The sequence below is a fragment of the Paraburkholderia lacunae genome (genome assembly GCF_003353175.1).
Taxonomy (GTDB): Bacteria; Pseudomonadota; Gammaproteobacteria; order Burkholderiales; family Burkholderiaceae; genus Paraburkholderia; species Paraburkholderia lacunae.
In genome coordinates this window covers 96,926-122,058 of the sequence record NZ_QHKS01000013.1, presented here as the reverse complement: position 1 = coordinate 122,058, position 25,133 = coordinate 96,926, and the positions used below count along the sequence as shown (strand labels likewise).

General features: G+C 56.0%; 20 protein-coding genes and 3 pseudogenes. 6 read left to right on the top strand and 17 right to left on the bottom strand.

What is annotated here, in order from left to right:
• Nucleotides 1–210: 210 nt before the first annotated feature.
• Nucleotides 211–732, bottom strand: a complete 522-nt coding sequence (locus DLM46_RS21000) for a DUF3455 domain-containing protein (protein WP_115103395.1) — start codon at nucleotides 730–732, stop codon at nucleotides 211–213.
• Between the two features lie 240 nt (nucleotides 733–972).
• Between DLM46_RS21000 and DLM46_RS20995 the strand changes: the two genes are divergently transcribed.
• Nucleotides 973–1,848 carry an SDR family oxidoreductase gene (locus tag DLM46_RS20995; RefSeq protein ID WP_115103620.1) on the top strand — a complete coding sequence of 292 codons (876 nt, stop codon included), beginning with the start codon at nucleotides 973–975 and terminating at the stop codon, nucleotides 1,846–1,848.
• A 52-nt stretch (nucleotides 1,849–1,900) separates the two neighbouring features.
• Here DLM46_RS20995 and DLM46_RS20990 read toward each other — a convergent pair.
• A pseudogene (locus DLM46_RS20990) lies at nucleotides 1,901–2,104 on the bottom strand (helix-turn-helix domain-containing protein); the annotation flags it as partial.
• On the opposite strand from DLM46_RS20990, the pseudogene DLM46_RS20985 reads away from it, so the two are divergent.
• From DLM46_RS20985 to DLM46_RS20975, 3 genes and pseudogenes are all read left to right on the top strand, one after another.
• Nucleotides 2,102–2,389 (top strand): annotated as a pseudogene (locus tag DLM46_RS20985) (SDR family NAD(P)-dependent oxidoreductase); the annotation flags it as partial. The pseudogenes DLM46_RS20990 and DLM46_RS20985 overlap by 3 nt on opposite strands.
• Before the next feature lie 163 nt (nucleotides 2,390–2,552).
• Nucleotides 2,553–2,846, top strand: a complete 294-nt coding sequence (locus DLM46_RS20980) for a DUF1330 domain-containing protein (protein ID WP_115103392.1) — start codon at nucleotides 2,553–2,555, stop codon at nucleotides 2,844–2,846.
• 620 nt (nucleotides 2,847–3,466) lie between these two features.
• Nucleotides 3,467–4,552, top strand: coding sequence for a GlxA family transcriptional regulator (locus tag DLM46_RS20975; protein WP_244306315.1), 1,086 nt, complete (start codon nucleotides 3,467–3,469; stop codon nucleotides 4,550–4,552).
• A gap of 1,099 nt (nucleotides 4,553–5,651) precedes the next feature.
• On the opposite strand, the gene DLM46_RS20970 is transcribed toward DLM46_RS20975, so the two are convergent.
• From DLM46_RS20970 to DLM46_RS20955, 4 genes are all read right to left on the bottom strand, one after another.
• On the bottom strand, nucleotides 5,652–6,581 hold the full coding sequence (locus DLM46_RS20970) for a GlxA family transcriptional regulator (protein ID WP_115103617.1): 930 nt from the start codon (nucleotides 6,579–6,581) through the stop codon (nucleotides 5,652–5,654).
• A 410-nt stretch (nucleotides 6,582–6,991) separates the two neighbouring features.
• Entirely contained in the window at nucleotides 6,992–7,345 is a 354-nt protein-coding gene (locus DLM46_RS20965; RefSeq protein ID WP_115103387.1) for a hypothetical protein, read from the bottom strand.
• Between the two features lie 544 nt (nucleotides 7,346–7,889).
• Complete coding sequence (locus DLM46_RS39870; RefSeq protein ID WP_208866308.1) at nucleotides 7,890–8,084, bottom strand: hypothetical protein; 195 nt, start codon at nucleotides 8,082–8,084, stop codon at nucleotides 7,890–7,892.
• A 162-nt stretch (nucleotides 8,085–8,246) separates the two neighbouring features.
• Entirely contained in the window at nucleotides 8,247–8,708 is a 462-nt protein-coding gene (locus tag DLM46_RS20955) for a GDP-mannose mannosyl hydrolase (RefSeq protein ID WP_115103386.1), read from the bottom strand.
• 179 nt (nucleotides 8,709–8,887) lie between these two features.
• On the opposite strand from DLM46_RS20955, the gene DLM46_RS39105 reads away from it, so the two are divergent.
• Both DLM46_RS39105 and DLM46_RS20950 read left to right on the top strand, forming a co-directional pair.
• The gene (locus tag DLM46_RS39105; protein WP_133300363.1) at nucleotides 8,888–9,166 is read left to right on the top strand and encodes a hypothetical protein; all 279 of its coding nucleotides are present in this window, start codon (nucleotides 8,888–8,890) and stop codon (nucleotides 9,164–9,166) included.
• Between the two features lie 206 nt (nucleotides 9,167–9,372).
• Entirely contained in the window at nucleotides 9,373–10,746 is a 1,374-nt protein-coding gene (locus tag DLM46_RS20950) for a UDP-glucose dehydrogenase family protein (protein WP_115103384.1), read from the top strand.
• A gap of 1,180 nt (nucleotides 10,747–11,926) precedes the next feature.
• On the opposite strand, the gene DLM46_RS20945 is transcribed toward DLM46_RS20950, so the two are convergent.
• From DLM46_RS20945 to DLM46_RS20895, 11 genes and pseudogenes are all read right to left on the bottom strand, one after another.
• Nucleotides 11,927–13,333 carry a hypothetical protein gene (locus DLM46_RS20945; RefSeq protein WP_133300362.1) on the bottom strand — a complete coding sequence of 469 codons (1,407 nt, stop codon included), beginning with the start codon at nucleotides 13,331–13,333 and terminating at the stop codon, nucleotides 11,927–11,929.
• A 49-nt stretch (nucleotides 13,334–13,382) separates the two neighbouring features.
• Nucleotides 13,383–14,894, bottom strand: coding sequence for a hypothetical protein (locus tag DLM46_RS20940; RefSeq protein ID WP_115103379.1), 1,512 nt, complete (start codon nucleotides 14,892–14,894; stop codon nucleotides 13,383–13,385).
• A gap of 198 nt (nucleotides 14,895–15,092) precedes the next feature.
• Nucleotides 15,093–16,340 (bottom strand): acyltransferase family protein, encoded by a 1,248-nt coding sequence (locus tag DLM46_RS20935; RefSeq protein WP_165848028.1) that lies wholly within the window; start codon nucleotides 16,338–16,340, stop codon nucleotides 15,093–15,095.
• Between the two features lie 323 nt (nucleotides 16,341–16,663).
• Entirely contained in the window at nucleotides 16,664–17,845 is a 1,182-nt protein-coding gene (locus DLM46_RS20930) for an acyltransferase family protein (RefSeq protein ID WP_165848027.1), read from the bottom strand.
• 410 nt (nucleotides 17,846–18,255) lie between these two features.
• Nucleotides 18,256–19,557: a glycosyltransferase WbuB gene (locus DLM46_RS20925; RefSeq protein WP_115103350.1), complete on the bottom strand. Its 1,302-nt coding sequence runs from the start codon at nucleotides 19,555–19,557 to the stop codon at nucleotides 18,256–18,258.
• Nucleotides 19,554–20,384, bottom strand: coding sequence for a glycosyltransferase family 2 protein (locus DLM46_RS20920; protein ID WP_115103348.1), 831 nt, complete (start codon nucleotides 20,382–20,384; stop codon nucleotides 19,554–19,556). The genes DLM46_RS20925 and DLM46_RS20920 overlap by 4 nt, the downstream gene beginning before the upstream one ends.
• The gene (locus DLM46_RS41130; RefSeq protein ID WP_341868596.1) at nucleotides 20,381–20,677 is read right to left on the bottom strand and encodes an LbetaH domain-containing protein; all 297 of its coding nucleotides are present in this window, start codon (nucleotides 20,675–20,677) and stop codon (nucleotides 20,381–20,383) included. Before DLM46_RS41130 ends, DLM46_RS20920 begins: the two co-directional genes overlap by 4 nt.
• A 366-nt stretch (nucleotides 20,678–21,043) precedes the next feature.
• A pseudogene (locus DLM46_RS41295) lies at nucleotides 21,044–21,205 on the bottom strand (DapH/DapD/GlmU-related protein); the annotation flags it as partial.
• 283 nt (nucleotides 21,206–21,488) lie between these two features.
• Complete coding sequence (locus DLM46_RS20905) at nucleotides 21,489–22,745, bottom strand: glycosyltransferase (protein ID WP_115103343.1); 1,257 nt, start codon at nucleotides 22,743–22,745, stop codon at nucleotides 21,489–21,491.
• Complete coding sequence (locus tag DLM46_RS20900) at nucleotides 22,742–23,977, bottom strand: glycosyltransferase (protein WP_115103341.1); 1,236 nt, start codon at nucleotides 23,975–23,977, stop codon at nucleotides 22,742–22,744. The genes DLM46_RS20905 and DLM46_RS20900 overlap by 4 nt, the downstream gene beginning before the upstream one ends.
• Complete coding sequence (locus DLM46_RS20895; protein ID WP_115103339.1) at nucleotides 23,974–25,122, bottom strand: glycosyltransferase; 1,149 nt, start codon at nucleotides 25,120–25,122, stop codon at nucleotides 23,974–23,976. Before DLM46_RS20895 ends, DLM46_RS20900 begins: the two co-directional genes overlap by 4 nt.
• Nucleotides 25,123–25,133 lie beyond the last annotated feature (11 nt).

The window sequence follows — 25,133 nt, the reverse complement described above, 5'->3', positions numbered from 1 at the left end:
TGCGAGGCGGTCTCGCGGGTCGTGCCGGACGATGAGGGCAGCGCGGGGTCGAGAGGCTTGTCAGTCGGCTCAGCGGATGGATTGGAGGGCATGGTTTGCTCCTGCGCCGATGAATGCTGTTTCTACCATGATAGACCGCATCGAGCTTGGGGATTTCCCTGGATACGGAGCGCCGCGCGCCGCCAGAAAGACGGCGCGCCGGCCGGAAGGCTATTTCAGGAACACATATCTCGCAACGTAAGGCGACCGGCCAAGCTCGTGTTCGGTCGTGCAGCTTGCGGCAGGCGCCGCACCGCCCTCGGTGTCGAGGCGTTGCACGTAGCGAACCACGGACAATTCGCCGCTGCCCGCGGTGCTTCTGGTTTCGAGCAGAAGCTGCGGGATGCTGCCGGCTGTCTGACTGGGCGCCTGCGCAAGTACGTGGCCCACTATCGTGCTGCCGTCCAGTGCTTGCCATTGGGGACCGGCCGAATGATGCACCGCCTCCTGCCCGCGAGCGTCGTAGAGCGTCGCCAACGGGCTCTTGAACACCCACCCGAGTTGATGCGAGGCGTCGAACTCGCAAGAATAGACTTGCACTCCCGAAGCGATCAGCGACGCGACCACCTGCGTATCCGGCGGTGCGGCAACCGACGCCAGCGGGGCCGCGCCGACCGGCATTGCGCAAGATATGACGAGGGCGGTAAAGGTTGCGGTTGCGGCCTTTCGTGCTTGCCGTGAGTGGTTCGACATGGTGATGTCCTTCAGATGGCAGTTTTCGAGGGATGAGCGGAATGCAGACGCAGCGGTGGCTCCGGAACCCGGCTTTGCGCTTGAGCGCAACACTTGGAAGGCCCTGGTTATTCCGTTGCCGATCGAATATTTTCCCGATCGCGCCGCCAGGGGGAAGGCTCGACAGGGGGGTTGCCGTTGCGCACCCGCGCCGGAATGCCTAAAGAATTGTATGCTGCTATGAATCGTCAGGAGACGGCCATGAACCTCGCTGGGAAGACCCTATTCATATCCGGTGGAAGTCGCGGCATCGGACTTGCAATTGCACTTAGAGCCGCGCGCGACGGCGCGAACATCGCGATTGCAGCAAAGACGGCCGCCCCGGACTCGCGCCTCGAAGGGACGATTTATACAGCCGCCGCCGCGATTGAAGAGGCCGGCGGCAAGGCGCTCCCGCTTGTGGTGGACATTCGCGACGAAGAACGTGTAAAGGCAGCCGTTGCCGAGACGGTCGGACGATTCGGCGGCATCGATATACTCGTGAACAATGCGAGCGCCATTCGACTGACCGGCACGCTCGACACCCCCGTAAAACGGTATGACCTGATGCATGGGGTCAATGGCAGAGGCACTTTCGTCTGTGCACAAGCATGCCTGCCGCACCTCGTCAATTCGCCGAACCCGCACATCCTCACGCTGTCACCGCCGTTGGTCAGCGATCCTAAGTGGTTCAAGGATTTTCCGGCGTATACGATCGCAAAGTACACGATGAGTCTGTTCACGCTGGCGTTTGCCGGCGAATTCAGGAACCGTGGTGTCGCTGTCAACTCGCTGTGGCCCAGAACGGCTATCGCAACCGCTGCGGTGCGAAACGAAATTGGCGGCGAGGACATGATCGGGGCGTGTCGCACACCTGAGATAGTCGCCGACGCGGCTCACTATATCCTGACGCGTCCAGCCCGCGAGTGTTCAGGAAACTTTTTCCTCGATGACGAAGTGCTGATGGCGGCGGGTGTGCGCGACTTCGCCCAGTACGACGTCCGGGCTGGGGCCGCCTTGCAAGCGGACTTCTTTGTAGAGGCCTTGCCGGGCATGTTACCCGCGGACAATATGACGAAGGGTACCGGCGCCTCATGAGGCATCAGCGGCCAACGCGCTGAAGATGCCGATAACGGAACGGAATACCAGGCTATCCAGTTTTCAATGCGGCGATGTCACGCCGGGGTGGCGCTCCAAACATGCGCGAGTATTCACGGTTGAATTGCGATGGGCTTTCATAGCCCACTTGCCAGGCAGCCGCTTCGGCGTTGGCGGCTCCTGTCACCATCAAATGGCGCGCTTCAAGCAAGCGCAGCTGTTTCTGGTATTGCAACGGGGTCATCGACGTCAAGCGTCCATGAAAGGCGCGATCGAGGTTCTGACTCGCTATCTCGCGAAGGAGCTCGGTCCTCGTCGAATCGCCGTCAACACCGTCGCTCCAGGCGCAATCGCCACGGACTTCAGCGACGGCATGGTCCGCGACAATCCCGAGATCAACAAGCGCGTTGCGGACGCGACGGCGCTCGGTCGTGCGGGCTTGCCCGACGACATCGGCCCCATGATCGCGTCGCTGCTGTCCGAAGACAACCGCTGGGTCAATGCCCAGCGTATCGAAGTCTCGAGCGGCCTGTTTATCTAGGCGTAGTGAGGGGCAGTGTCTTGCTGGACTTGCCCCTTCACTTCCCAATGCTTTACAACATTCGCACGCGCCAACCAACGAGCATGTCGACGCGTGCCATAATTCCTTTGCTGTTGCTTGCAAGGCAGCAATTGCTTTCTCGCCTTAAAACAAGGAGATTCAAATGAGCAAAGGATATTGGGTGACCGTGTATCGAGAGACGAAAGACCCGTCGAAGCTGGCAGCCTATGCGCAGTTGGCAGGTCCTGCAGTGATCGCGGCCGGCGGCAAATTCATCGTGCGCGGATCGGCCGACGAGGTTCGCGAGCAAGGCTTGAAGGAACGGACTGTCGTGATCGAGTTTCCGACATACGAGCAGGCAGTGGCCGCATATGAAAGCGATGCATACAAGAAAGCGCTCGCCGCCTTGGGCGACGCTGTCGAGCGCGATCTGCGGATCATTCGCGGCGCGGAATAACTCGCAGGATACGACGGACGTGACCGGCGCGAGATCGAACGCCGGTCAGGTGTCAAAGGGGGGAACCGCTTTCGGTCCTCTGGGGTATTTGGATTTTTTGGCGATTCTTACTTATCCGGGTGGGCAGTTCATCGCCTTTCCGTGCATGTTCTGGCTAAGCCAATTCTCCCGGAATGATTCTGACCGGCGAGCGCCCAGCGAATTACGGATTAGTTCTCCAAGGCGAGCGTCCGATCCGCTTGCAGGCAAGGCCTGAAACGTCATCGCGTCGTGCCCACGGACAAACTCCGCGTGCTTTCCATCTGACTCAACGCTTCCACATCGCGCCGGCGGCCACGCCATAGTCTCGCGTGTGCGAGCCCAGCTCCGCGTGAAGGCGCGGTTACGGGATTCCCTCAAGATGACTTCCGAGCGCTCCAGTCTGAAGTTATTGGCTCCGTTGAAATATCCAATTTAATTAAGAGAAGCCAATCAGCTAATCATTTCACCCAGCCCCATTATTTCAAATTATTTCAAAAGAGATATGAAATCTTTTCCCGAAGACATCGAAAAGTGAAATTCAGGAACGACGTTGATCGTATCCGCCAAAATATTGGCGGATTTAGACACCACATAACAGCTTGATTAATGTTTATGTAGGATCAGTCGGAATTAATCCAGCTCCGAGTCAGCTGGAACAGAACGATCAATTTCGGGGGAAAATTGAAATGGAGTGTTTTGCTGACGTTCACGGCGACAACGCGGCGGGCTCGAAAATTCTGCTCAACCCTCGACCGGCCGGACATATTGGTATCGTTCTGTTCGGCGGCTTTGCGTTGCCGGAGGCTGCCACCATCGTCGAGGTATTCCAATCGGCAAACGCGCTCGCCGAGACGGTGCAGCCCGGCGGAACACGTTACAACGTCGACCTGCTATCCGTGCCCGGTGGCAAAATCGCCAGCTCGTCTTCGGTGTTCGTCTGGACGGAACGCATTGAAGCGTTCCGTCAAACCGACAGTTTTCGCGCACTATTCGTTGTGGGCGGTACGCAGATGCAAGACGCACTGCGCGACGAACGTCTGACTACCTGGCTGCGTGACGCCTATCGACGTGGCGAACTGGTCTTTCCGACTGGTGAAGGGCGGCCGGTGCTCGAAGCCGCTGGATTCGGACAGACCATCAGCGGTCAGCACTACGGCGAACGCGAAACCACGTGGAACTCTCCCCGCGTTGACGCTTTGGCCGCTCCGGTCAGCCCATTGCAGACTGCATTGAAAGTTGTCCAGGCGGATTTGGGCGCGGCAATTGCAGGCCAGATCGCGGACTGGGTGGCGCCACCAGCGGAGACGCAGTTCACCGCAATTTTACGCAAGAGCACGTCGGGCTGCGTCAGCGAACCAATCCAGACGGCGGCGCGGTGGTTAGCGGCGAACGGCAATCGACCGATCGTGATTGACGACGCGGCACAGGCCGCAGTGATGAGCGAGCGAAACTTTCTGCGGCGCTTCAAGATAGAAATGGGCGTGACGCCCTCCGATTTCCTACTGTATGTGCGACTGAACATGAGTTGCCGTCTACTTATCGAAACCAATCTACCGGTCGACAAGATCGCACGCCGCTGCGGAATCGGCAGTGGCGGTCGACTCTCGAAACTCTTCCGGAAGCATCTCGGGACAACGCCAACCGAATATCGCTCCAGCAAGCGCCATTCGAGTGTGTCGGCATAACGGGCCATTTCAAGGTCTTGTCGCGATGAAGGCGCTTGTCTTCGCTCCAACGCCACGGCGAACTATCTGAAGAGAATCGTCCCAAGTGCAATGAAACAAGATTCCCGGTCGACCTTTGAAGGGCGGCCGAACCAGTGTTGGACCCCGTCAAGATTAGGCCCGGCTGCAAGCCGTCCGTTGCGAAGAGATTTGCGTCAGAACTCGTGTCGGACTCGTCTGCTTGATCGATTGCATTTCATTAGCTTATTTCGCCAAGACCATGCCCCGCACCGCCGTTCACCCCACGGCGAGATTCCTTGCGCCTACACTTGGTTCGCCGTCCTCGGAATCGGCAACTCGAGGGATTTCTCCCAGGGGTATCGCACCTCGAGTTTATGTTCGGCCTGCCGCTCCCACGGCAGGCTTTTTTTGTCGTCTCAAGCAGGTGCCTATTGCCACCATGCTGACGCAGTCGAAATCAGTCGCCCCTCGATCAGCGGTACACGGTCGCATGATCATGGGAATCCCGCACTTAGCCATCACTTGTACGAGGCGCGACGAGCTCACCGCATAGGCTACCTTCCAGCTTACCCATGTCGTCAGTACATCTAGTGAATCGCGCAGGTATCCGAACATTCTGACAGTCGGCTATTTCAACGTCGTTATCCGACTTTCAGTCGCTCAATTTGCTCCACACATCGTAGCGGACAGCCTTATCGCAGCAAAACCTCATAGTTCGGCGGAATCGACCATTGTTCTGGCGAATGCGTCTCGTTGAATACCTGAAAATATCGACCAGAGGGGATCGCCCCCGGACCCCTCCAGGCCACTCTTAGGTCTTTTTGTAACGGTCGTCTTCTCTACGAAGGCGACCGTTTTTTTTAAACATGAAGCACCGTGAGATCCCTTCATTGAACTCGCCCAAAATCCGTCTGCAGCATTCTGAGCGTTCGTCGGCTCCTGCTGCCATTGCTTCTGGCTACGTTAAGTTGGAAAAGCCCCTCGCCGACGCGTCAACGTGACAACACCAAACGCAGGATAGATTCGGACAGTTGGATCAGGTGGCTCGTTGATTTGCATGTCGCAGACAACGCTGAGCCCCGAGCGGAAAGAGACGTCGTTACTTTGAATCCGTCAATTGACGCCTGCTTGCACGATACTCAGTGGGCGTGATCCCAAGATGTCTGCGGAGAATTTTCGAGAGACGTCCGCCGCTACTCAGTCCACAACGCCGGGCAATCTTGTCGACGGGCAGATCCGTTTCAGCGAGCAGACGGCAGCACATGTCCAATCGCACGAACAGGAGATAGTCAGACGGAGTCTTACCCATTTCGAGCTTGAAGCGCCGCAAGAAATTCCGTTCGCTCATCGACGCAACCTGAGCTACCTCGTCCATTGCGATCGCACGGTCGGCATTCATTTCCAGCCACCGCGCCGATGCCTGGATCTGCTCACTGACGATGATCGGTGTGTTCTTGCGCACCATTTCAGTGGACTGGCTCTCGAACTGCAACTCCAGTCGCTGGGCGATTTGACGCACGACTTCAACGCCGAGATTCTCTCCAATCAACGATAGCGCAGCCTGCAGCGGGTCGCCGTCGGCGGGACGGAATCCGGCGGCCTGAAGTAGCAGACGCCCTTCCGAAATCGGGAATATTCGCTCGCTGCGTGAATGGATTTGCTGCAGCCAGGTGATGAGGCGCTCATCCCGCAGCGCATTTTGTACGCCCGCGCCACCAGCGATAAACAACGCGTGAAAACTATCTTCCCGACTGCGCGAGTCGATGCTGTCGGTCCACACGGAGACCGATGACGAACTGGCGATCTTGCCACCCATGACCGATAGCAGATAGACATCGAAGCGTAGTCCGATGACTCCACCCGCCTCGCTGAGCGCATTTGCGAAGTGAAAGGCCTCGAGAATCAAGGATGCTTCTGGTAAAGAAAAACCGCTAAACAATGTAAGTCCCACGCGCCTGACGGGGCGATCGTCAGGCAATCCATGAGGCTGCGTCGCATGGCGACGATAGTCTTTCGAATAGTTTTTCATCAAACTGTCCATCGAAGACTAGTCTGTTGCTCGAACTGTCTTTATGCATTTTCTCCGTCTGAGCAATCCTACACAAACCATGCCAGAACCTGATTTTTGCGGCTTTATACGCCAACACTTTGGCGGAGACAGGAAAGCTTTTTGACAATAATTTCTAACAGCCCGCCTGTGACTGCGCAGGCGCCTGAGGCAAGCGACGCAATTCCTTTTTCGAGTGCAAAAAAGACCATTCTTCCGCGAAGTACATTATGAATAGAGTGAGTTTTCCCTGAAAAGGAAAACAATTTGTTGAGCGTGCAATCTCGCGCAAGAAGAAAAGGCGATGACAGACAGAGGAGGCGCAGTGAATCAAGCTGAAGGTCGTGCGACAGATCAAGCGGCGAAAAAGTACGTTATCGGCGACGAGGATGTCACATCAAAGCCTGATCTGGCACACTGCCATGACGTGCTCGCGGTTCGTTTAGGCGTGGCTGCCCGGCGCCGTCGTTTCCATCCTGATCAGCGACATGAAATGCGCCGTTGATCAGCGATACGGTAAGGATGCTCGGCGGGGCCAGCTCCTCGGCCGCGATCGTCGTCGCATACTCACGCGCAGTCTCAGCATTTCCGGCTTCCACCGCGGCCCGGAATGCCTCGAATTGAGCATTGAGTCGGATGTCCCCGTCAATGTCCGGAAGGTTCGCTTCGATGAGGTCGATCGCTTCCTGATATTTGCCCTGCCCCCGCAACGCGGCCGACTCCTGGATGATTTCATTCCCCTTCATCGATCGTTCTCCCGCTTAACAGCCTCATTTTCGATTTTCCCGCGCCTGCTGGCCCCGTGCGCTATTGGTACGCTTCAGCTTTTTATAGTGTTCGCGTCATTCCTTGACCGTTGCGTCCATGGTTCGCGGTCTCGTCCGTTGAAGCGAGTCTCGTTGTCGATTCACTGGCCGCTACCGCTATCCGCGAGTTCCAGCGCGTGCCGGATAAATACTTAGCCTCGATCCCTCGGTCTATTCTCATTTTCCTTACGTCTCAACCGACTAGCGGCCGATGTGCAGGGCACTTGCGTAGCGCTTGATTCTCCGATCAGCAATCGCTCTTGTTGTCCGCACACGCTAACGCGTGACCGCTCGCGGCTGTGTGCAAGCATTTCACGGGGCGCGTTGTCCGTCCCCGTCCGACAATTCGGCACAGAATAAAAAAGGCGTACCCAGCGGACTGGCGGGACACACGAGATTTTCAAAGTATTGAAGCGCTCACCGAGGCCGATTAGCAATGGAGTATGAGCCAGCACAGGCATGCCTGGGGATGGGACGGCAGATATCAACCAGCCTTTGACGTTAAAGGACACGATAAATTCTGGAAGCTGCACAGCGCGCATGCACGAGCTAGCTCTTGCTCCTGCTCTTGCTCCTGCTCCTGCTCCTGCTCCTGCTCCTGCTCCTGCTCCTGCTCCTGCTCCTGCTCCTGCTCCTGCTCCTGCTCCTGCTCCTGCTCCTGCTCTTGCTCTTGCTCCAACGTATTCGAGAATCTAGCGAAGCAGTGGGGTCCGCGCGCAACACGGGTGCCCACATCATATTGAGAGGCGATCTCCGCGCGGTGACACAGGAACGCGTCAGAGCCTCTGCGTCATAAACCCCTGGTCGCCTTCAAACGCCGTCCACTTCGAAATACCCGGCATCACGCGGGTTCACCGAAATAAGCTTGCGTGTTCAGATGAACCGTCGCATCGGTCGTGATCTCTTCTGCTGTCGCCCAACGGTACGCCGTGTGCTGCAGGTCGGGCAGGCTTGCAAGTTCAATAGTGCCGCGCAGCTTGTACCCGAGTACAACGTAATGAGTAGAGATGCCGGGCTGGCCACTGAAATTGTCGTCGTACAGGTGCTCGTACACGCCAAGAAGGTCGGCGTCTGCACGACTGAGATCGGCGCGACCGAGTTCCTCGCTCGCGATCCGGCGGAAAGCCTCGTCAAGGTGTTCGTTCTTGCGAATGCGACCGCCCGGCACAAACCAGAAACCTTGAGCGGGTTTGTTGACACGGCGCCCAAGAAGATAACCACCCGTCTCGTTCTCGATGATAAGGTCGATAGCTACCAGTGGCGTAGCATCGATGACATTCAAGAACATTTGGATTGGAAGCATGGCAATTCTTCTGGAAATGATCGAGGACAACGTTGTTACCCGACGATACGCGTCCTACGACGCAACGATTGCGAGTGCCGGATTTCGCACACTGGGAGACATTTCACGCAAGTCTCGCTTAACAGCGTTGCGCTGTATGAGGTAGGCGCAATCACAGAACGCCCCAAGCGAAACCACGCTTGACGAGAATCGAAAGAGAAGCGCCCACACCGCCGTCCTGTCTTCCGCTCGGCGAAGTGATCGACATACAAACTATTCTTGAGAAGTATATGTTGCAAGATAGCGCCCTACCCGACAATCCTGGGACGTTATCCGCCGTCGTCTCTTCGGCGCACTTCTTCGATGCATCGCTACATACTCTGCAACCCGACAATACGGATATTTCCCGGGATTGCGACCTTTCCGCCGAAAACCACGCTTCACTTTACTCTCCAGATTTCCCAATCACCCCTTCCTAACTAGCGAAGCAGATACTCTGAACTTCGCCTTCGCCAATTTCGACATACCGCCCAAACCTTGACGGAAAGCGAAATTACCTTGTCGCCATACGCCAACTCTCCCCTCAACAAGTTTCCTTCAGTAAAGATGCGATCTGGTCGGACCATTGCGTCCTCGGCCACGCCGATCCAAAGAACATTTCCACTTTCTACGCGCACCAGAAACCATGAAAGTCACTATCGTCGGAACAGGTTATGTCGGTCTCGTCACCGGAGCGTGCCTTGCGGAATTGGGCAACGATGTGCTGTGTCTCGATGTTGATGCAGCCAAGATTGACCAGCTAAACAGCGGCGCTGTCCCTATCTACGAACCTGGTCTTTCGGAAGTGATTGCGCGCAACCGGGACGCCGGTCGCCTGACGTTTTCGACTGATGTCGCGAAAGCAGTTGCACACGGCGATATCCAGTTCATCGCTGTCGGCACCCCGCCCGATGAAGACGGTTCCGCAGACCTGAAGTACGTGCTTGCTGCCGCGCGCAGCATCGGCCAGCACATGAACTCGTTCAAGGTCATTGTCGACAAGTCGACCGTACCGGTGGGTACCGCAGACAGGGTGCGCAATGCGATCGCGGAGGAATTGGCGGCACGCGGCAGCGACGCGCAGTTCGCCGTGGTCTCGAACCCCGAGTTCCTGAAGGAAGGCGCGGCGGTCGAAGACTTCATGCGGCCTGATCGTATCGTATTGGGCTACGATTCCGACGTCCCTGGGCTGCGCGCGAAGAGCCTGATGGAGCAGCTTTACGCACCGTTCAACCGTAATCACCAGCGCACCCTGTGCATGGATGTGCGATCGGCCGAGTTCACCAAGTACGCGGCCAATGCGATGCTCGCCACGCGAATTTCCTTCATCAATGAACTCGCGAACCTTGCGGATCGCGTTGGCGCGGATATCGAACATGTCAGGCGTGGCATTGGTTCTGATCCACGGATCGGTTACAACTTCCTGTATGCCGGCTGCGGATACGGTGGCTCCTGCTTCCCGAAAGACGTGCAGGCTCTGATGCACACCGCCAGCGAACACGGCATGGAGTTGAATATCCTGGCTTCAGTTGAGTATGTGAACACACTGCAAAAAACGGTGCTGTTCGACAAGATCAAGCGTCACTTCAACAACGAACTCGATGGCAAGCATTTTGCGATTTGGGGCCTAGCCTTCAAGCCGAACACCGACGATATGCGAGCAGCAACCAGCCGACAATTGATTGCCGCGTTGCTTCGCGGCGGCGCATCGGTTAGCGTGTACGACCCCGTTGCGCTTGACGAAGCTCGGCGTCGCCTCGCGGAAGATCTCGGTCCCGACTATTACGAGCGCGTCAACTTCGCGAAGGAGCGTGACGCGGCGCTCCGAAACGCGGACGCACTGGTGATCCTGACTGAATGGAAGGAGTTCCGCAGCCCGGACTTTGAGCAGGTGAGAGAAACACTTAACGACTCGGTCGTATTCGACGGACGCAACCTGTACGATCCGAGCGTTATGAGGGATAGCGGCTGGACCTACTACACGATCGGTCGCGATGCGGCCCACTCTACTTCACGGTAACGAAGTGGTCACGACCCGCCGTGGCATCAGGCCCAATGTGTTTGCGCTGCTCGCGGGCATCGCGAGAGCGGGCAGCAGCGGACGACAAGCTCGCGCCGGCGGGTCGAATCCGTTTCCGTGCGACGCAAGCGCTGCTGAGCCGGCTCGGTGTTTCGGCTTGCGTATAAATAGCTCATTCATGAAAATTCACCTGATTGCCACGGTCGCGGCTGCGGTGACTGCTATCGCCTGTTCATCGGCGCATGCGCAGGGTGACCCGAATTCGATGCGAGCCCAGCATTCCAACGGCAATCTGCAGCGCGGTGGGCAGGCTGGGTCGGATTCGTCTTTGAGTCCTCTGCTTGGATCACCCCCGGACTACGAGCAGGACTATCTCTCAGGTGCTGACGCCTTGGGTTCAACCCGGAGTCAAGCTTCCGCACGCAACGACCAAACGAGTAGTGCGAAGTCGTCTCAACACGCAAGTACCAGCTCCCTGTACGGCGCACCTCAGGACTACCAGGATAGCTACTCGGCGCACTTTGGAAACCAACCTGGAAAAACGGACGGGACGCGTCAGGTGAGGAGCTTCGGACTTGCGGCGATTGAAGGAATGTCGTCGCCTGGATCCGGCAGTCGCGGGATGTCGTCATCCGGGAAGGCGACGTCACGGCGGAATACTGGACAGGCGGGCAACGGCAACGCGCGCGGGTCTACGATCGCGGCGCCGGCATCGTCGTTCGTTACAGGAACTGATTCGCGGGGGCGGGGTAGCGGAGATCCGGCAACAAGCTTCTATCGGTCGCCGTGGTAGCCTTCGGGCGCACTCAATTCGAGCGATTCAATTGGCAAGACTGCTTCCAGGATCGCGGAAGGCGGACACTTTGTCAGATAGCTCCCAGTCCCATTGATTCGCACTGTCGATTGTATGAGCTCGGCCGTATTCAGCACTAAAAAGCCTATCTTGACCTCAAATGCGCAGCGCGACTTGAGATAGCCAAACTCGTTTGCTGATGCCAACCCAGGGGGCGGAGGCGTCGAGAGTTTTCCCGCGCCCGTTTCCCCGCCGGTCGAGCAACTCAGGCACCAACCTCGACGATAGCGAGGATGCTTCCGGCAATCACAAACGCGCGTCTACGCATATGGAGCGGCTCCCCAATAAGTCGAAAAGAGTGGTCATACGGCTGAGCTTCATCCGCCGCTATGCGCGTCCAGCGCGACGCCCGCTCTCACGGAATGCCGGCTCGAAACTCTCCCTACGGGCACCCCGTTGACCGAGCATCTGCGATTCTAGAGGGCGCGCAGTTCGAAGCACGGCGATGCCCTTCGAGTGACCCGCAACTAGCAGACCCAGTGCGAGTCCGTAAATCAACCCAGAAAAACGCGGACCCAATGGGTTTCCTCCGACAGTGGTAGCGATCATGCCGGCGACGACCATCAAATAGCTTCCCATATCATCAAGAAACACGGCCCCAGGCATGACACGTCGCCAACGTCGATAAGTCATTGAACATCGATAAAGTGCGTACAACAACGCAGCTGGCAACGCGACACCGAAAAGGATCCCGCCGGCGAAGAACTGGTATACCCAGAAATTGTGACCGGCCTGCCAGGCATTGACCGATTCCAGATCGGCACGTTTCGAGAACTCTAACATTCGAAGAACATAGTTCTCGGAATAGCCAAAGTGGTGCCCATATCCCATTCCGGTCATCAAGGACGTGACGGTCGATGTGGCTTGATCATACTGATCCTGGAGTTCTGCCAAGCGGCTAAGCGTCGTCGGATCCTCGCCACTCTGCGTAGTTTCGGCAAAGAAGATCCGCTGAGACCAGTGGTCGAGCACAGACGGAAGGAACGAAACCACGCCGGCCGCGACAGCGCCGCCCAGCACTACCGCAACAATGAAAGTACGGAACAGTGACTTTGCAAGATGACCGACTGTCGGGGCGGCGAGCCATGTTGCAAAGCAAAACAAAAGGACACTGCCGACGAGCAAACTGCGCGTCACGCTCAAAAGTTCGATAGCCAGAGTGGCGCTGAAGAATATCGACGCGACCTTACCCGCTCTGCGGCGTACGACGATCTCGTGGAGGAGTAACCCTTGAAATCCCAGCAACACAGGAGAGATGATCTGGTACCGAAGCTCGTCGATTGAACCGCCAGACGCCATTCCCGATCCGGAGCTCGCAACCATCGATAGCGCCATGCCGACGAAGATATACCGACTGAACGACTTCATTCTGCTCTCGCTCCACGGATGACAACCAACCAGGTATCCGACGAGAAGCAATACAAATGGTAAAAGCACCCGCAGATAATCGCCAATGGCGTTTCCTTGCAGGAGCTGGGGCACAATGCTCCCTCCCACGGTTAGTGTAAGTGCGATGCTTACTAGCGATCGGAGCTGTGATTTCGTCGAGAATCGAGGACCCTTTAGGGCTAGCAAGACCCCGACGATAAGCGCGGGGGCAACAAGCACATACTGGAGCGTGTGGCTTCGATCGGCGTCCGTACTCTTGTAGTCGAACGCCAGCGGTAAAAGAAACAGCACTACTAACAACGGCACACCCTTTCCGCGCATTTCTACTTCCCCGATAATATCCAAGTGCTTTCGCGTTAGTGTGATCACAGCGACTTACGCTGGGATGCTCGTCTCATGGCAGCGCCTCGTACTGCGTCATGATCCAGCCAGCGGCTGCGTTTGCGTTTCGTCGCCACACGAAGCGGATCATTAAATTATCGTGCTTTACGACAAACTTCTTCGTGCCGCCGCATTGAATTGTGAGCGTATTCTCAGCGTTCACCGCACCGCATAGCCGAATTTCGTAATAGAGGCCGTTAAACATCCGGTTCGCAACGGCAGGTAGTTCCAGCGTGCGGGGCGAACTGAACCGCGTCTCGAACGACAGGATGTTTGGATCCCCGAGAGTGACTGAGTAGTCTGCGTCGCCCAAGTTTCTGGACAAACGGTCGTTCTTATACTGATCAATCGTTAGCGTGTCGCCGGTCGTCGTCGCACTGTTGTCACAGATCTGCCAAGGCTGACCACCGAACGACATATCTTTCACCCGCATGCTTCCATTTGCCCCGCTAATAACAAAGACCTGGCCACCGAACTCGGTGGCGCTTGCGACAAGGGTATCCACTTCAAACATGCCAGTCGGGCCACCCACGGCCGTAGCGAAAAGCGTTATCGCGCCACTCTCTGGATGAAGGACCATCGCATTGCCGCCGATATGGAACTGTCCGATTGTGACGTGCGCGCCAGGACCGAGGCTAATTAGATTGACCGCATTGCGGTAGACGCCATTTTCGAGTTTTATGGCACCGATGGTGCACACGCTTCCAGCCTGAATCGAAAAAAGCTGTGCACCACGCTGCGCCGCGATAAATTCAATCGTGTCGATGATCCAGTTATAGCCGCGCACATCGTCGAAGACCGGGCCGACCATGTTATGGCAGTCGACGAAGAAGCGGCCCCATCTGTTGTTTGGCACGCCATTGACGCAACCGGTCCACTTCATCGCTCCGGCGCTCAAACCCATCTCGAATACAAGTTCGTCCCATACACCACCCCAAGGACCACCGATTCCCTGCTTCACCTTGATCGCGTAAGACCCACGGGCGAAGCGTAACGCGGTCAGCGAGAACTCGCACACCATTTGCGAGAAAAGAATCGGGTTGGCATTCTCGTTTGATGCGGGCTGATGATTCAGATAATCAAATTCAATGTTCGATATCCGCCACGTATGCATCAACGACTTGCGACCGGTGGGACCGATATCCAGTATCGGCACATTGTCTGTTGTCTGCAGGATGCGAGTGCCACCCGCAATGTCACCATCAATCGCCCACTCGTATCCTGTGGGTATGATCAGCGGAGCACTGATGCGGTACACGCCAGCGCCAAGCGTGCCGCGCTTGTGGTTCGCCACAAGATAGTTGATCCAGTTTTGAAGCGCTGCCGTGTCATCCGTCCTGTCGTCACCTCTCGCACCACCACGGGCACGCGCGCTAAAGCTCTCCAACTGGAGCACGTCGAATTGCGTAGGGGTGACATCCGGGCTAGTCGATGCCGGGCTTGCGGCGCCAAGCCGACCGAGGAACGCAAGGCCAAACCCTATTCGGCCAAACCGTGCGAGTGCGAGTCGGCGGGTAGACTTCATTCGCAATTAGAATTCCAGAAAGAGGTCACCAATAGTATCAAGTCAAGTATGGCGCAAGTCGCTCGTGGCGTAATAGGCCAATGGCTAGTCGGAAAAAACTCAAAAAATCAGCAATTTTCAGGTGCGCACGACGGACGCGCATTTCCGTCATGCTCGGCGCGAGAGTTCAGCGCATCATGATTCTTCTTGTTGAGTGACTCAAATCGGAGGCGTCTTGGCGGTGGCGTTCCTATTGGGGTCGATGACCTCGAAATTGCCCGGCGATTCTGCTCTCGACCGCGGTTTATGCCCACCGAAGGCCGGTGATCCCAGATCACGGTGAGGGAACAGTCGGTCCTTTAGCGCCATGAAGTGTTTCTCGACAATATGCCAACTGATCAAGGCTGCGATGATTGACATACACACGCACCCAGCTGAAAAAGCCACTTGCCATGGAAGTTGACTTCCGAATAGAAGTCTGGGCTTGCCGAGCATTCTGAGTGCTGCCTCACGAATGATCGGATGAATGATGTAAAGCGCGTAACTATATTTACCCATTAGCATCAATGCTCGCGTCCTGAACACCGATCTGGTGCTCGAGTATCGTGCAGAGTTGATAAGCCCAGCCACAATGAGAGCTAATATGGAGAAACCCACAGTATATATAAGAGGACTCGCTTCGGCGCGCGAACCAAATGCGATTAGCGCAACGATAAATAGTAAAAATGCTGCGGGCGGGCCCTTCAACAGGAAGCAGGTAGGCCTCAAGAGGTTTCGATGAACGAAAACCGCCAACAACGAGCCACTGATAAGCCCATCTATACGCCCCGGTGTGAATACGTAAATCACTTCCGGACTTACGCCATGCATACTCAGATAGATTCGAACGATTAATCCCAAAAAAAGCAATCCGATACACACGTATATTAGAGCGATCTCAGAAGCGAGAAGTACAATCAGAGGCCATATAAAATAGAATTGTTCTTCGATTGCGAGAGACCACAGATGTCCAGCGCCTGCGCCAAAGAACACGCCGGCAATAGCCTGCTTGACGTTTGACAAATAAAAGACAAACCATGGCCACGCATCGAGTGCGGCCGCCACCTTGGCGGACTCCGCGCCGCTTACTTTATTGCTAATCAAGGGGTAGAGAACAAAAAACAGGAAGCCCAGGTACAGGTAATAAAGCGGAAAAATTCTCAATGCTCTACGCCCGTAGAATGACCGCAGATAGCCGTCAGAGTTCTTGCTTCTAAGAAGGATTCCGGAAATTAGAAAGCCGGACAGTGCGAAGAAGATGTCGACACCGACCCACCCGGTCAACGCGACTTTATAAAATATTGCATCGATCCCCGAGTGCGATACACGTGTCACATGCGCAAAATGGTACAGCATGACCATCAGAACCGCAGCTCCGCGTATGCCGTCTAGTGCTTCGATTTTCGAGTCGACGATTTGCGTTCTCATGTCACACCTTTTAGCATTCGTAGTTGCATTAACCAGACTATTCTGAAACACCACAATCGCATCGGACGCGCGATGTAATCTACACCTGCAAGAAGCCATCTGACGCTCGACTAGACCATCGCTATAGATGGGGAGATGCGTTTGATAAACGATCGGCGATCGCAGCCGCGACAATCTGATTAGCAAGCGGCCGAAGATGAATCCCGTCGGGAGGCGTCGAGAGTTTCCCAGCGTCCGTTTCCTCGTGGGCTGAGCAACTCAGGCGCCCACGTTCGCAAGATCGAAGATTCTGGGCAAAGCAACTGAGGCCAAACGTCACCACGTCACCTGGAAATATCGGCGGTCTGGCGCGGGCTCGGAGCGAGATTTATAGAATGGTGAACCGGATCCCGTTGCAACTTTCCGCTTACCCATCGCGACACTGGCTTCTCTATAAAACGATCAGTAAAAGCAGCTAGCGCGTATGCGACCGCGACCACAAACATTATTCCAAAAATAAAAACCACCACGGGTGATATAATTTGAATATGATCGCCCAATATTTTTGATATGAGCCTGAAACATAATATGCCAAAAAAATGCCATATATATATTCCGTAACTCATTTTCCCAACACCTCGAATAATCTTGCTATTTTTCAACGCTTCCGGAGATGCGGCGAGCAGCAACAGAAGCGAAGCTCCGGTTGCTGCAGCAACGAAAGGTGCGATAGCGTGCGATAGATTCAAGCCAACGCCTGTAGCTAACAGTGCCGCATATCCTACTACCGTGCCGAAACCAGCCACGGCCATCAGCTTTAAGTTCGCACGCTCATGAAGAAATCTATTCTTGAAATAGCTCCATGCCAGGATTCCGAGTGCGAAGCATGGAAACTGGGTGGGTGGCCAGTAGTACAAAAACGAACTATTGACAATAAAACGGCTACCAGAATTATGCTGGTCGATCAATATGGCTCCATAGCTTGCAACAAGCACCGTTGCCGTTGTGAGCAACATACGTTGCCGCGTTGCGCCTATCAGGAACAGGGCTGGCGCCACAACGTAAAATGCCATTTCAACGCCAATAGACCAACCTCCAGGCACGACACTGTTAATCGCCGTTGGAAAAAACTCGTGGACAAACGCCACATTTTTCAAGACGTCCCAGAAGCTATGTTCGGACAGTACATGCGCGTGACTGATCCTAGCCGCAGCGGGATCAAGCAGTCCATACACTGCAATGCCAATGTAATAAAGTGGCGCGATTCTGGCGAAGCGCTTTAGATAAAATCTTCGAATCAGGGTGCTATTGTCGGGACACTTGTTTTTATCGTCAGAAAGGGTTTTGCAGATTGTGAACGCACTGATCACAAAGAAAAGCTGGACCCCGTATTGTCCGCTTTTGGCCAGCAGCCAGAGCCAGTATGGTAGTTCTGGCACCCATGGGAAAAGGTGCGCGGCAACCACCCCGAGTATCGCCAAAGCTCTGCCAATGTCCAAGGCAACTAGTCGTTTACGTTGATCCACTGACACTCACCGTTTGAGACGCTCTTCAGCGCCGGAACGCAAACAAACATCAAGGAGCACGCTACCCAATTATGGCCTCGACATGATCTGTCGAGCGATTGACATCTTCTCCACTCTACGGGTGTGGCTGTCGACGTCCTCACTCTCATATGCAGTGCGACTACGCTTCGGCCTATCGACAGCTAGCAGCGGGACCAATGTGCCAATGAAACTGAAAGTGCTTCTCGACTTGGCCACAAACCGACGCGCCGACGCGGGATAAAGAGCGGTTGCATTGTGCGGCGCAGAAGCAGTTTAAGTGATATGGCTTGTAGAAAAACGCCAAAACCTTTCCATCCGTTGGAGACAAAACGGCCGGAGGCGGCTATCGCGCGCCACCGCGGCCCCCTGCATCCAACCCAAGCTCGCCGTCAGGTAAGAACCGAACGGCCGCCCCCTCGATCGCACAGCATCTGAAACTTGGCGTCGAGACGCTCCATCACAGCCCGGCGCGACAACTCCGTCTCAGCGTAAAGGCGTGCGGCGGCGCCAAGCCGAATTCGCTTGCCCTTGTCATCCGCCAGGTTTTCTATAGCAGCCGTCAGAGCTTCCACATCCTCTGGCGGCACCGTCACACCTCGCGGAGAAACCACATCGAAGAGCTCCGTTCCTGCGCGAGCCATCGCTATGGTCGAGCGGCCACTGGCGAGCATGCCGGTCAGCTTCGAAGGCATGACCAGGTCGGCGGCATCTGCACGTTGCGGCAGGACATGTATGTCCGCCAGATTGAGCAGATCGTTAAGATTCTCAAACGGCTGCAAAGAAAGGAAGCTGCAGTTCGCGAGATGCCCGCATTGCGCAACGAGATCTCCCTTGGAAGGCCCATCACCGCAAAGCACAAAGTGAATGTCGTTTCTGTGCGCAAGGGCCGCGGCCGCCTGCGCCAACACTTCGATACCTTGCTTCGCGCCCATGTTCCCGGAATACAGAACCACGATAGCGCCGTCAGGAATGTCCAGCGTCGCCCGGTATAGGCTGGGTCGCTCTAACGGAAAGATGACATTCACATCGACCCAATTGGGCAGTTCAAACAATAGCCTCGCATCTACGCCCTTGCTGCGGCCGTGCTCGATCATTTTCGCGGAAATGGTCGATACGACGTCAAAGCGACGCATCAACAAACTTTCTAAACCCAAGGCAAGCTTCCTCAACCGCTGACCTTTCAGCATCCCAAGTTCGAAAGCCGCATCGACTTCATAGTCCTGAATATGAAGCCACGTGCGCGCCTTCACCAGCTTGCCGAACATCAAGGCGGCCGGAATGTTCATCAGACTTGGTGCAACGGCAATCACGATGTCCGGTCGCCAAAACACCTGTGCGAACACCGCCGGCAGACTCGCTGCCGCGAAACTCGCGAGATGCAGGAGGCGCTTCAGCCCACTGGGACGGCGTGGCACCCACACCGGCGCGCGCTGAACGCGCACGGTTGCGCTTTGCTCCGTGCGGTAGCGCCACGCTGAGTGGCCAGCGCCGATCCGCCACTCCGGGTAATACGGCGGCGCACATACAACGCGCACCTCGTATCCCGCCTCAGCCAGCGATTCTGCCATCTCTGCACTGTACTTCCCAATGCCGGTTAGCTCCGGTGCATAGTTGAGGCCGTAGATCAGGACCTTCCTTGAAGATCGCTGATCAGCAGTGGCCGGGCTGGACCGTACGAGAGCGCTCTTCATACTTTCGGCGCCTTCAGACGCTCCCGCACCTTCAACACAATGAAGTACTCGTAGATGGACTGCAACACCGCGTAGACGAATCCAGGTCCGCCGTCCAGGAAACCCCTTCGAACCCCATACAGCACGAAAAATTTAACGAGTGGACGCAGCGGCAATTTGTAAAACAACCCCTTTTGATGATAGCGGCGCACCTGAAAATCCTCGGCCAGAAGCGCCTTTGACAGCTTGAACTTTTCGCCGTTGGATGCATTGATAAGAAACTGATCGGCCTCCAGCGAACTATACGAATTGTGTCGTGCCAGCCAATGAGAGATGCCTTTGCTAAACGGGTGATGATCGAGAAACCCGCCGATCCTACCCGTCTTTCCGTTGACCACTGTTAAGGGATTCACCATTCTTTCGTACCTTATGTACGCGGGCTTGAACAGGCGAACGTAGTAAGGCGAGACCTGGACGTGTTTCAGCCACCGTTCGCTGAAGAAATCGCGGCGCTGCACCTCAAAGGCAACGCAGTCGGTCGATGTGGAGATCATCTCGCGCAGCGAGCGGGCCAGATCTTCGGTGACGCGCTCGTCGGCATCGATATATAGCACCCAATCGTGCTTGAACTTGATGTTGGCCAGCCCCCAGTTCTGGTGACTTGCCCAGTTATCAAATTCCCTCAGCGTTATCTTTGCGCCAAGCCGCTTTGCAAGCTCGACGGTACGGTCGGTGCTGAGTGAGTCATAGACATGGATGTCGTCGCACCACTCGATGACGCTCTCCAGGCAACCTGGAAGATCCTTTTCTTCGTTCTTTGTCAGAACGAGGACTGAGATACCGCTCATTGCTTTTCTCCAGATCCGCTTCGAATGGATATCTTTCTAGCAGGCATGCCTGCATATACCGTCCAGCTTTCGCGAAGACTGCGGGTCACCACCGATCGCGCACCTACGACAGCGCCATCAGCGATTTCCGCGCCGGGACAAACAAACGCTTCGGCGCAAATCCACGCCTCGCGTCCAATGGATATCGGCTGTGCCGTTAGCTGAAACAAAGGATCGTTGAAATCGTGGCTACCGGTGCACAAATGCGCTCCCTGCGAGATCACACAACGTTCCCCCAGGATGATTTTCTCCATGGAGTAAAGCGTCACGCCATTGGCAACGCCCGCTAACGCCCCGATCGATAAGTTCCACGGAGCCCAGATCCTTACCCGCGGATAAATGTGGGCTCCCGCTCCGACTCGCGCGCCAAACGCCCTCAGAATGCCTCTGCGCCAACCGTGGCAAGCACGAGGCGTGGGGAAAAAAAACAGAACATATACGATTCCCCATATCGCGCGTGCCACTCGATTTCTCAAAGAGAACGAAGGAGCGACCTTGGAATCCACACCTTGCAAAATCATCGTTCAAGTCTCTAACTGAGCGGCTACAGGCGAGCAATATTCACCCGATGATGCAGGTGCTTCGAGCATCTTCCTGTGAGCCAATTCATCTCTCAAGATCGCGAAGCGACGTCTGATAAGACGTGCCGGAACGCCACCAACCACAGTGAAGGGTTCGACATCGCGCGTTACAACAGCTCCCGAAGCGACAACCGCGCCATCACCAATGGTCGTTCCGCAGAGAATGGTCGCGCCGGCGCCGATCCACACATCCTTGCCGATATTCGTGTAGCGAAACTCTGGTCTGCCGCTAAAAATGATAGGGACGCCTGGCCGATCGAAAATGTGGTCGTTGCCGACGATCTGCACGTCGGGCCCCAGCATCGAATAGCTGCCGACACGAACGCCTGGATTGATTCGACAACCGGGTCCGACGTACACATATTCGTCGGCGTGAAAATCGCGACTAATATCGCCAAATCCGCCAAACAGCACCGTTGGGTGCACATCGTTTAGCCTGAGCATCCTGCGCCAGAGAAATCTTCTGACGCTGCGCAACGCTGTTCTAAGCGCGACCTTCACACGCATCTCCATAGAGGGCTGCCATGTCGTTACCCTGCCCCGCGGGCTTGCCATAAATTGCATCCGAGAGGACTTCGCATTGCCTGTACGGGTTGTATATTTCGTCGATAATTCTGAAACAATTCTTTTGCGTCTGACGTCGATCATGAAATACATCCGGAACCGAAATCAGACACTTCGACAGATCAGTCATGTCGCCGTAACGGAACAGAATCCCCGAGATACCCGGCGCGACCGCCTCCACTTCCGGCATTTGACGATCCATGTCAGAGTGGGAAATGACTGGCGTACCGAACATTAGCGAATGCATGGCGGTCAGTCCGATTTTTCCGGGAGATACAACCACATCGGAATCGAAGATGTATGCCGCCACCGCCGCCTCGTCATACAGTTCGCCAACGAAGTCGATATCCAGCTTCAGTTCCGAGGCAAGCTCCTTGAGCTTCCTCTCCGCTGGCCCGCCTCCTATAAGCGTCAACTTGAAGCGCCGCTCCGACGTCCGTTCCGCCAATGACACCGCGTGCATCAAAACGTCGTATTCACACTTGTCAGTCAATCTGGACACGCCGAGGATACGAATTTGAGGCGACTGCCGAGGCACCTCGGGACGCGATAGCAAATCACGGCGCGTACGCAACTGTGATTGGTAATCCAGACTGTTAAATCCTACATAGAGGTTCCTGGAGCGAAATCCAAAACTTTCGGCAATGCATTTTGCACGGTACCCGTATAGATATTGCGCGTGTCCCAGGGAGAAGAACATTCGCCGCGCGTAATTTTTTACAGACCGATTAGCCGACAGAAATCCGTGCCCCCAAAACAGCACGCGCTTTCCTGTAAGACGCCCGATCGCCGCCGCCAGCCAGGTCGTAAGGAAATTGGGGTTGGCGAGCAACACCAATACATCAAACTCGCTCGATAAGGATGCGCGTACCGCAGCCCACTGAAACGATATGTCACGGACCACCTTGACTTCCGCCGGCCTGAAATCCTTGTTGGCCTCGAAGCGCAGCGAGGGTATGCCTTGATAGCGATCCACGGGATCGCCAAAGAACGTCACATCAAAGTCGCATTGGCTAATCGCATCAAGCACGCCTTTCCGGTAATGCGGGAAAAAGTGGTACACGATGGCGACCCGGGGGCGCTTGTCCGCACCCTGGTATTCTCTCGATCGTGGCGAGTTCCGTGTTGCACCGGAACTCTGACCCCGCAGAGAGCGCATCAAGCTAGCGATAGTCACGCGCGCACCTCCATCCGCTGAACGCCGGCGATCCCATCTATAACGTTGTACCCGAATTGCTTGGGGCTATGTTGGACCGCGAATTCGGCCAGTTGAGATGAGCCCCGAATGGAATACGCGACCGACTCTAACTTGTTCCAGTCAAAGCGTGGCACAGGCAACGCCGTGAGCAAAAAATCGTCCCACCGCAACCCTAGTGAACTCTTTGCCCGATTGTGTTCGATAAGGCCATAGTTTGAGGTGATCACAGGCACACCCGCTTGAGCAGACTGAATCAGCACGCCACTCATTCCACTAAAGTTTTCATAACACAGCCACATTGCATCGGCCGCCGCGAATACCCACCCTTCTTCCAACTCGGTGCAGAATCTGTTGAGAACGACCACCTGCGACCGACGCTCCCCCGCCTCCGCCATAAACGACCGAATCAGATGGGCGGCCTCGGCATCTTGCGCGCCAGCAAGCAGGAGCCGGAAGTGTTTGGGAAGGTCCGCAGCGGAAAACATGCTCAATAACCGTGCGAGGCCTTTTCTCGGACTAAGAGAACCATAGGAAGCGACAACAAAATCGCCTTCCTCCAATCCCAACGCCCGTCGAGATGTCCGCCGTTCCGCCGGTTGACGGATGAACGACGCGTCCGGTACATACCTGATCTTGGGTGCCAGCGCCGGCATGTTCCGCATCACATACTTCGGTAGTGGTTCATCTATCGTCGTAGCGAGCGCCAGCGTCCGAAGGCTCAACAATCGTTGGAACAACACTCTGTTGACGACATCCATCCTCCCCCTCGGTCCCGCGATACCGCACGCGTGATGATGAAATTTCGCGGCAAGGATCATGCCCCCGAAAGGAGTCGCGCCAAAAGGAGACCCATACAATCCGGCGAGTTTGTCAATGTAGTTAAGGTACGGAACATAGACGAAATTGACCGCATTGGTTTTACGGTACTCGCGGTAACCCTGTTCGAAAGCACGCAGGTAGGCTCGCTGTCCAGACAGCAGCTGAAGCTTTCCATATCCGTTTCCCCGTGCAATCTCCGGCATCTTTGCAATGTCCAGCTTGAATCCCAAGGCCGATATCGCGCTTTGTGTTGCGGAATGGGCGAGCGCCGAAGCGGTCGTCATTAACGTGACTTTCCATCCGCGCAGGTGCGCCTCTTCGGCAATCAGACGGACATAGAGCACCATACGGTGTCCCGTCGCCTCAGGTTCCACTATCAGCAGCCTGCTCATGTCACTCCTTCTCGAGCCGTGTCCGCGCCAAATCGCGTACGCGACGTGACCTCGTCGAATAATGCTGCGTATCGTCGGGCGACATGCGCGATCGAATATTGGGTCAAGTCCCGCTGGTGGCGACCATGTGCTGCCGAAAGCACCTTTGTGATCGACGCTGCATAGTCTCGATGACTCGCTGGATCGACGGTGACAACGCCGGGAAAACGCAAGGCGAACTCAAACACGGGTATGGTCGACGCCACAATTGGCACGCCGTTCGCGAGTGCTTCAATCATCGCGACACTGTGTGCCTCCCGCTCCGAAGGCATGACGTACACGTCCGCTGCGCAGAGCAACGCCGCAACGTCCGGCCGGCTTCCGAGAAATCGCACTTTCCCGGACAAACCGTGCTGCTCGACCAATCGCTTCAGGGCGTCGCCGTAGGATGGGTCTTCTGTCAGTCCTGCCAGCCACAATTCGACGGACAAGCCCGCGCGCAGCATGTCTTTCAGTGCCAGCACGCTAGCGGCCTGATTCTTCACCGGCGACAGGCGCCCCACCTGAAGCACCACCGACACACCTTCGTCGACCTCGAATTCAGCCCGCAGCCGCCGTCTGGCGTTTTCATCGAATGCGAAGCGGTCAAGGTCGGTGCCATTCGGGATAGTCAGAAGCCGGCGCGGAACGCCGCACCGCAAACGGTAATTGTTTGCGGCGGTCTCGGTGACGGTGACAACGGCCGCTGCATCACGCTTGAGAATGCGCTCGCTCAACCTGAGAAGACCGCCCGCGTAGTCGTCATTGGTCGCTGCATGCATGACGGTAACTACTGGAACAGCCGATGTCGTGAATTTCAAAGCGAGACGTGCGTAAGCAGCCGGGATGACCGAGTGCGCAACAATGACGTCCGGGAGAAAATCGCGCAGCATCGAGCGGATAAAGTGAAGGCGTCCCACACGCCCTAGCAATCGATCAGGCGACGCGCACCAGACACCCTGTTCCTTTAATTTCGCCCAAACCGGCCCGAAGGCGTCCTCGCACGGATTGATTCCCATGACGCCAACCACACCGAATTGGGTGCTCGTGTGCACCTCCGCCAACGTGGCGGCGAGCATTTCGGCTCCGGAATGCCGCGGCGTCAGGACCACGTGCATGATGCGCATAACAATCCCTC

Excerpts from the sequence above, each read along its gene's own strand:
- DLM46_RS20935 (WP_165848028.1), bottom strand. The coding sequence starts at position 16,340 with ATGAGAACGCAAATCGTCGACTCGAAAATCGAAGCACTAGACGGCATA.
- DLM46_RS41130 (WP_341868596.1), bottom strand. The coding sequence starts at position 20,677 with ATGGAGAAAATCATCCTGGGGGAACGTTGTGTGATCTCGCAGGGAGCG.
- DLM46_RS21000 (WP_115103395.1), bottom strand. The coding sequence starts at position 732 with ATGTCGAACCACTCACGGCAAGCACGAAAGGCCGCAACCGCAACCTTT.
- DLM46_RS20940 (WP_115103379.1), bottom strand. The coding sequence starts at position 14,894 with ATGAAGTCTACCCGCCGACTCGCACTCGCACGGTTTGGCCGAATAGGG.
- DLM46_RS20925 (WP_115103350.1), bottom strand. The coding sequence starts at position 19,557 with ATGAAGAGCGCTCTCGTACGGTCCAGCCCGGCCACTGCTGATCAGCGA.
- DLM46_RS20895 (WP_115103339.1), bottom strand. The coding sequence starts at position 25,122 with ATGCGCATCATGCACGTGGTCCTGACGCCGCGGCATTCCGGAGCCGAA.
- DLM46_RS20970 (WP_115103617.1), bottom strand. The coding sequence starts at position 6,581 with ATGAAAAACTATTCGAAAGACTATCGTCGCCATGCGACGCAGCCTCAT.
- DLM46_RS20900 (WP_115103341.1), bottom strand. The coding sequence starts at position 23,977 with ATGAGCAGGCTGCTGATAGTGGAACCTGAGGCGACGGGACACCGTATG.
- DLM46_RS20995 (WP_115103620.1), top strand. The coding sequence starts at position 973 with ATGAACCTCGCTGGGAAGACCCTATTCATATCCGGTGGAAGTCGCGGC.
- DLM46_RS20950 (WP_115103384.1), top strand. The coding sequence starts at position 9,373 with ATGAAAGTCACTATCGTCGGAACAGGTTATGTCGGTCTCGTCACCGGA.
- DLM46_RS20980 (WP_115103392.1), top strand. The coding sequence starts at position 2,553 with ATGAGCAAAGGATATTGGGTGACCGTGTATCGAGAGACGAAAGACCCG.
- DLM46_RS20965 (WP_115103387.1), bottom strand. The coding sequence starts at position 7,345 with ATGAAGGGGAATGAAATCATCCAGGAGTCGGCCGCGTTGCGGGGGCAG.
- DLM46_RS20920 (WP_115103348.1), bottom strand. The coding sequence starts at position 20,384 with ATGAGCGGTATCTCAGTCCTCGTTCTGACAAAGAACGAAGAAAAGGAT.
- DLM46_RS20955 (WP_115103386.1), bottom strand. The coding sequence starts at position 8,708 with ATGCTTCCAATCCAAATGTTCTTGAATGTCATCGATGCTACGCCACTG.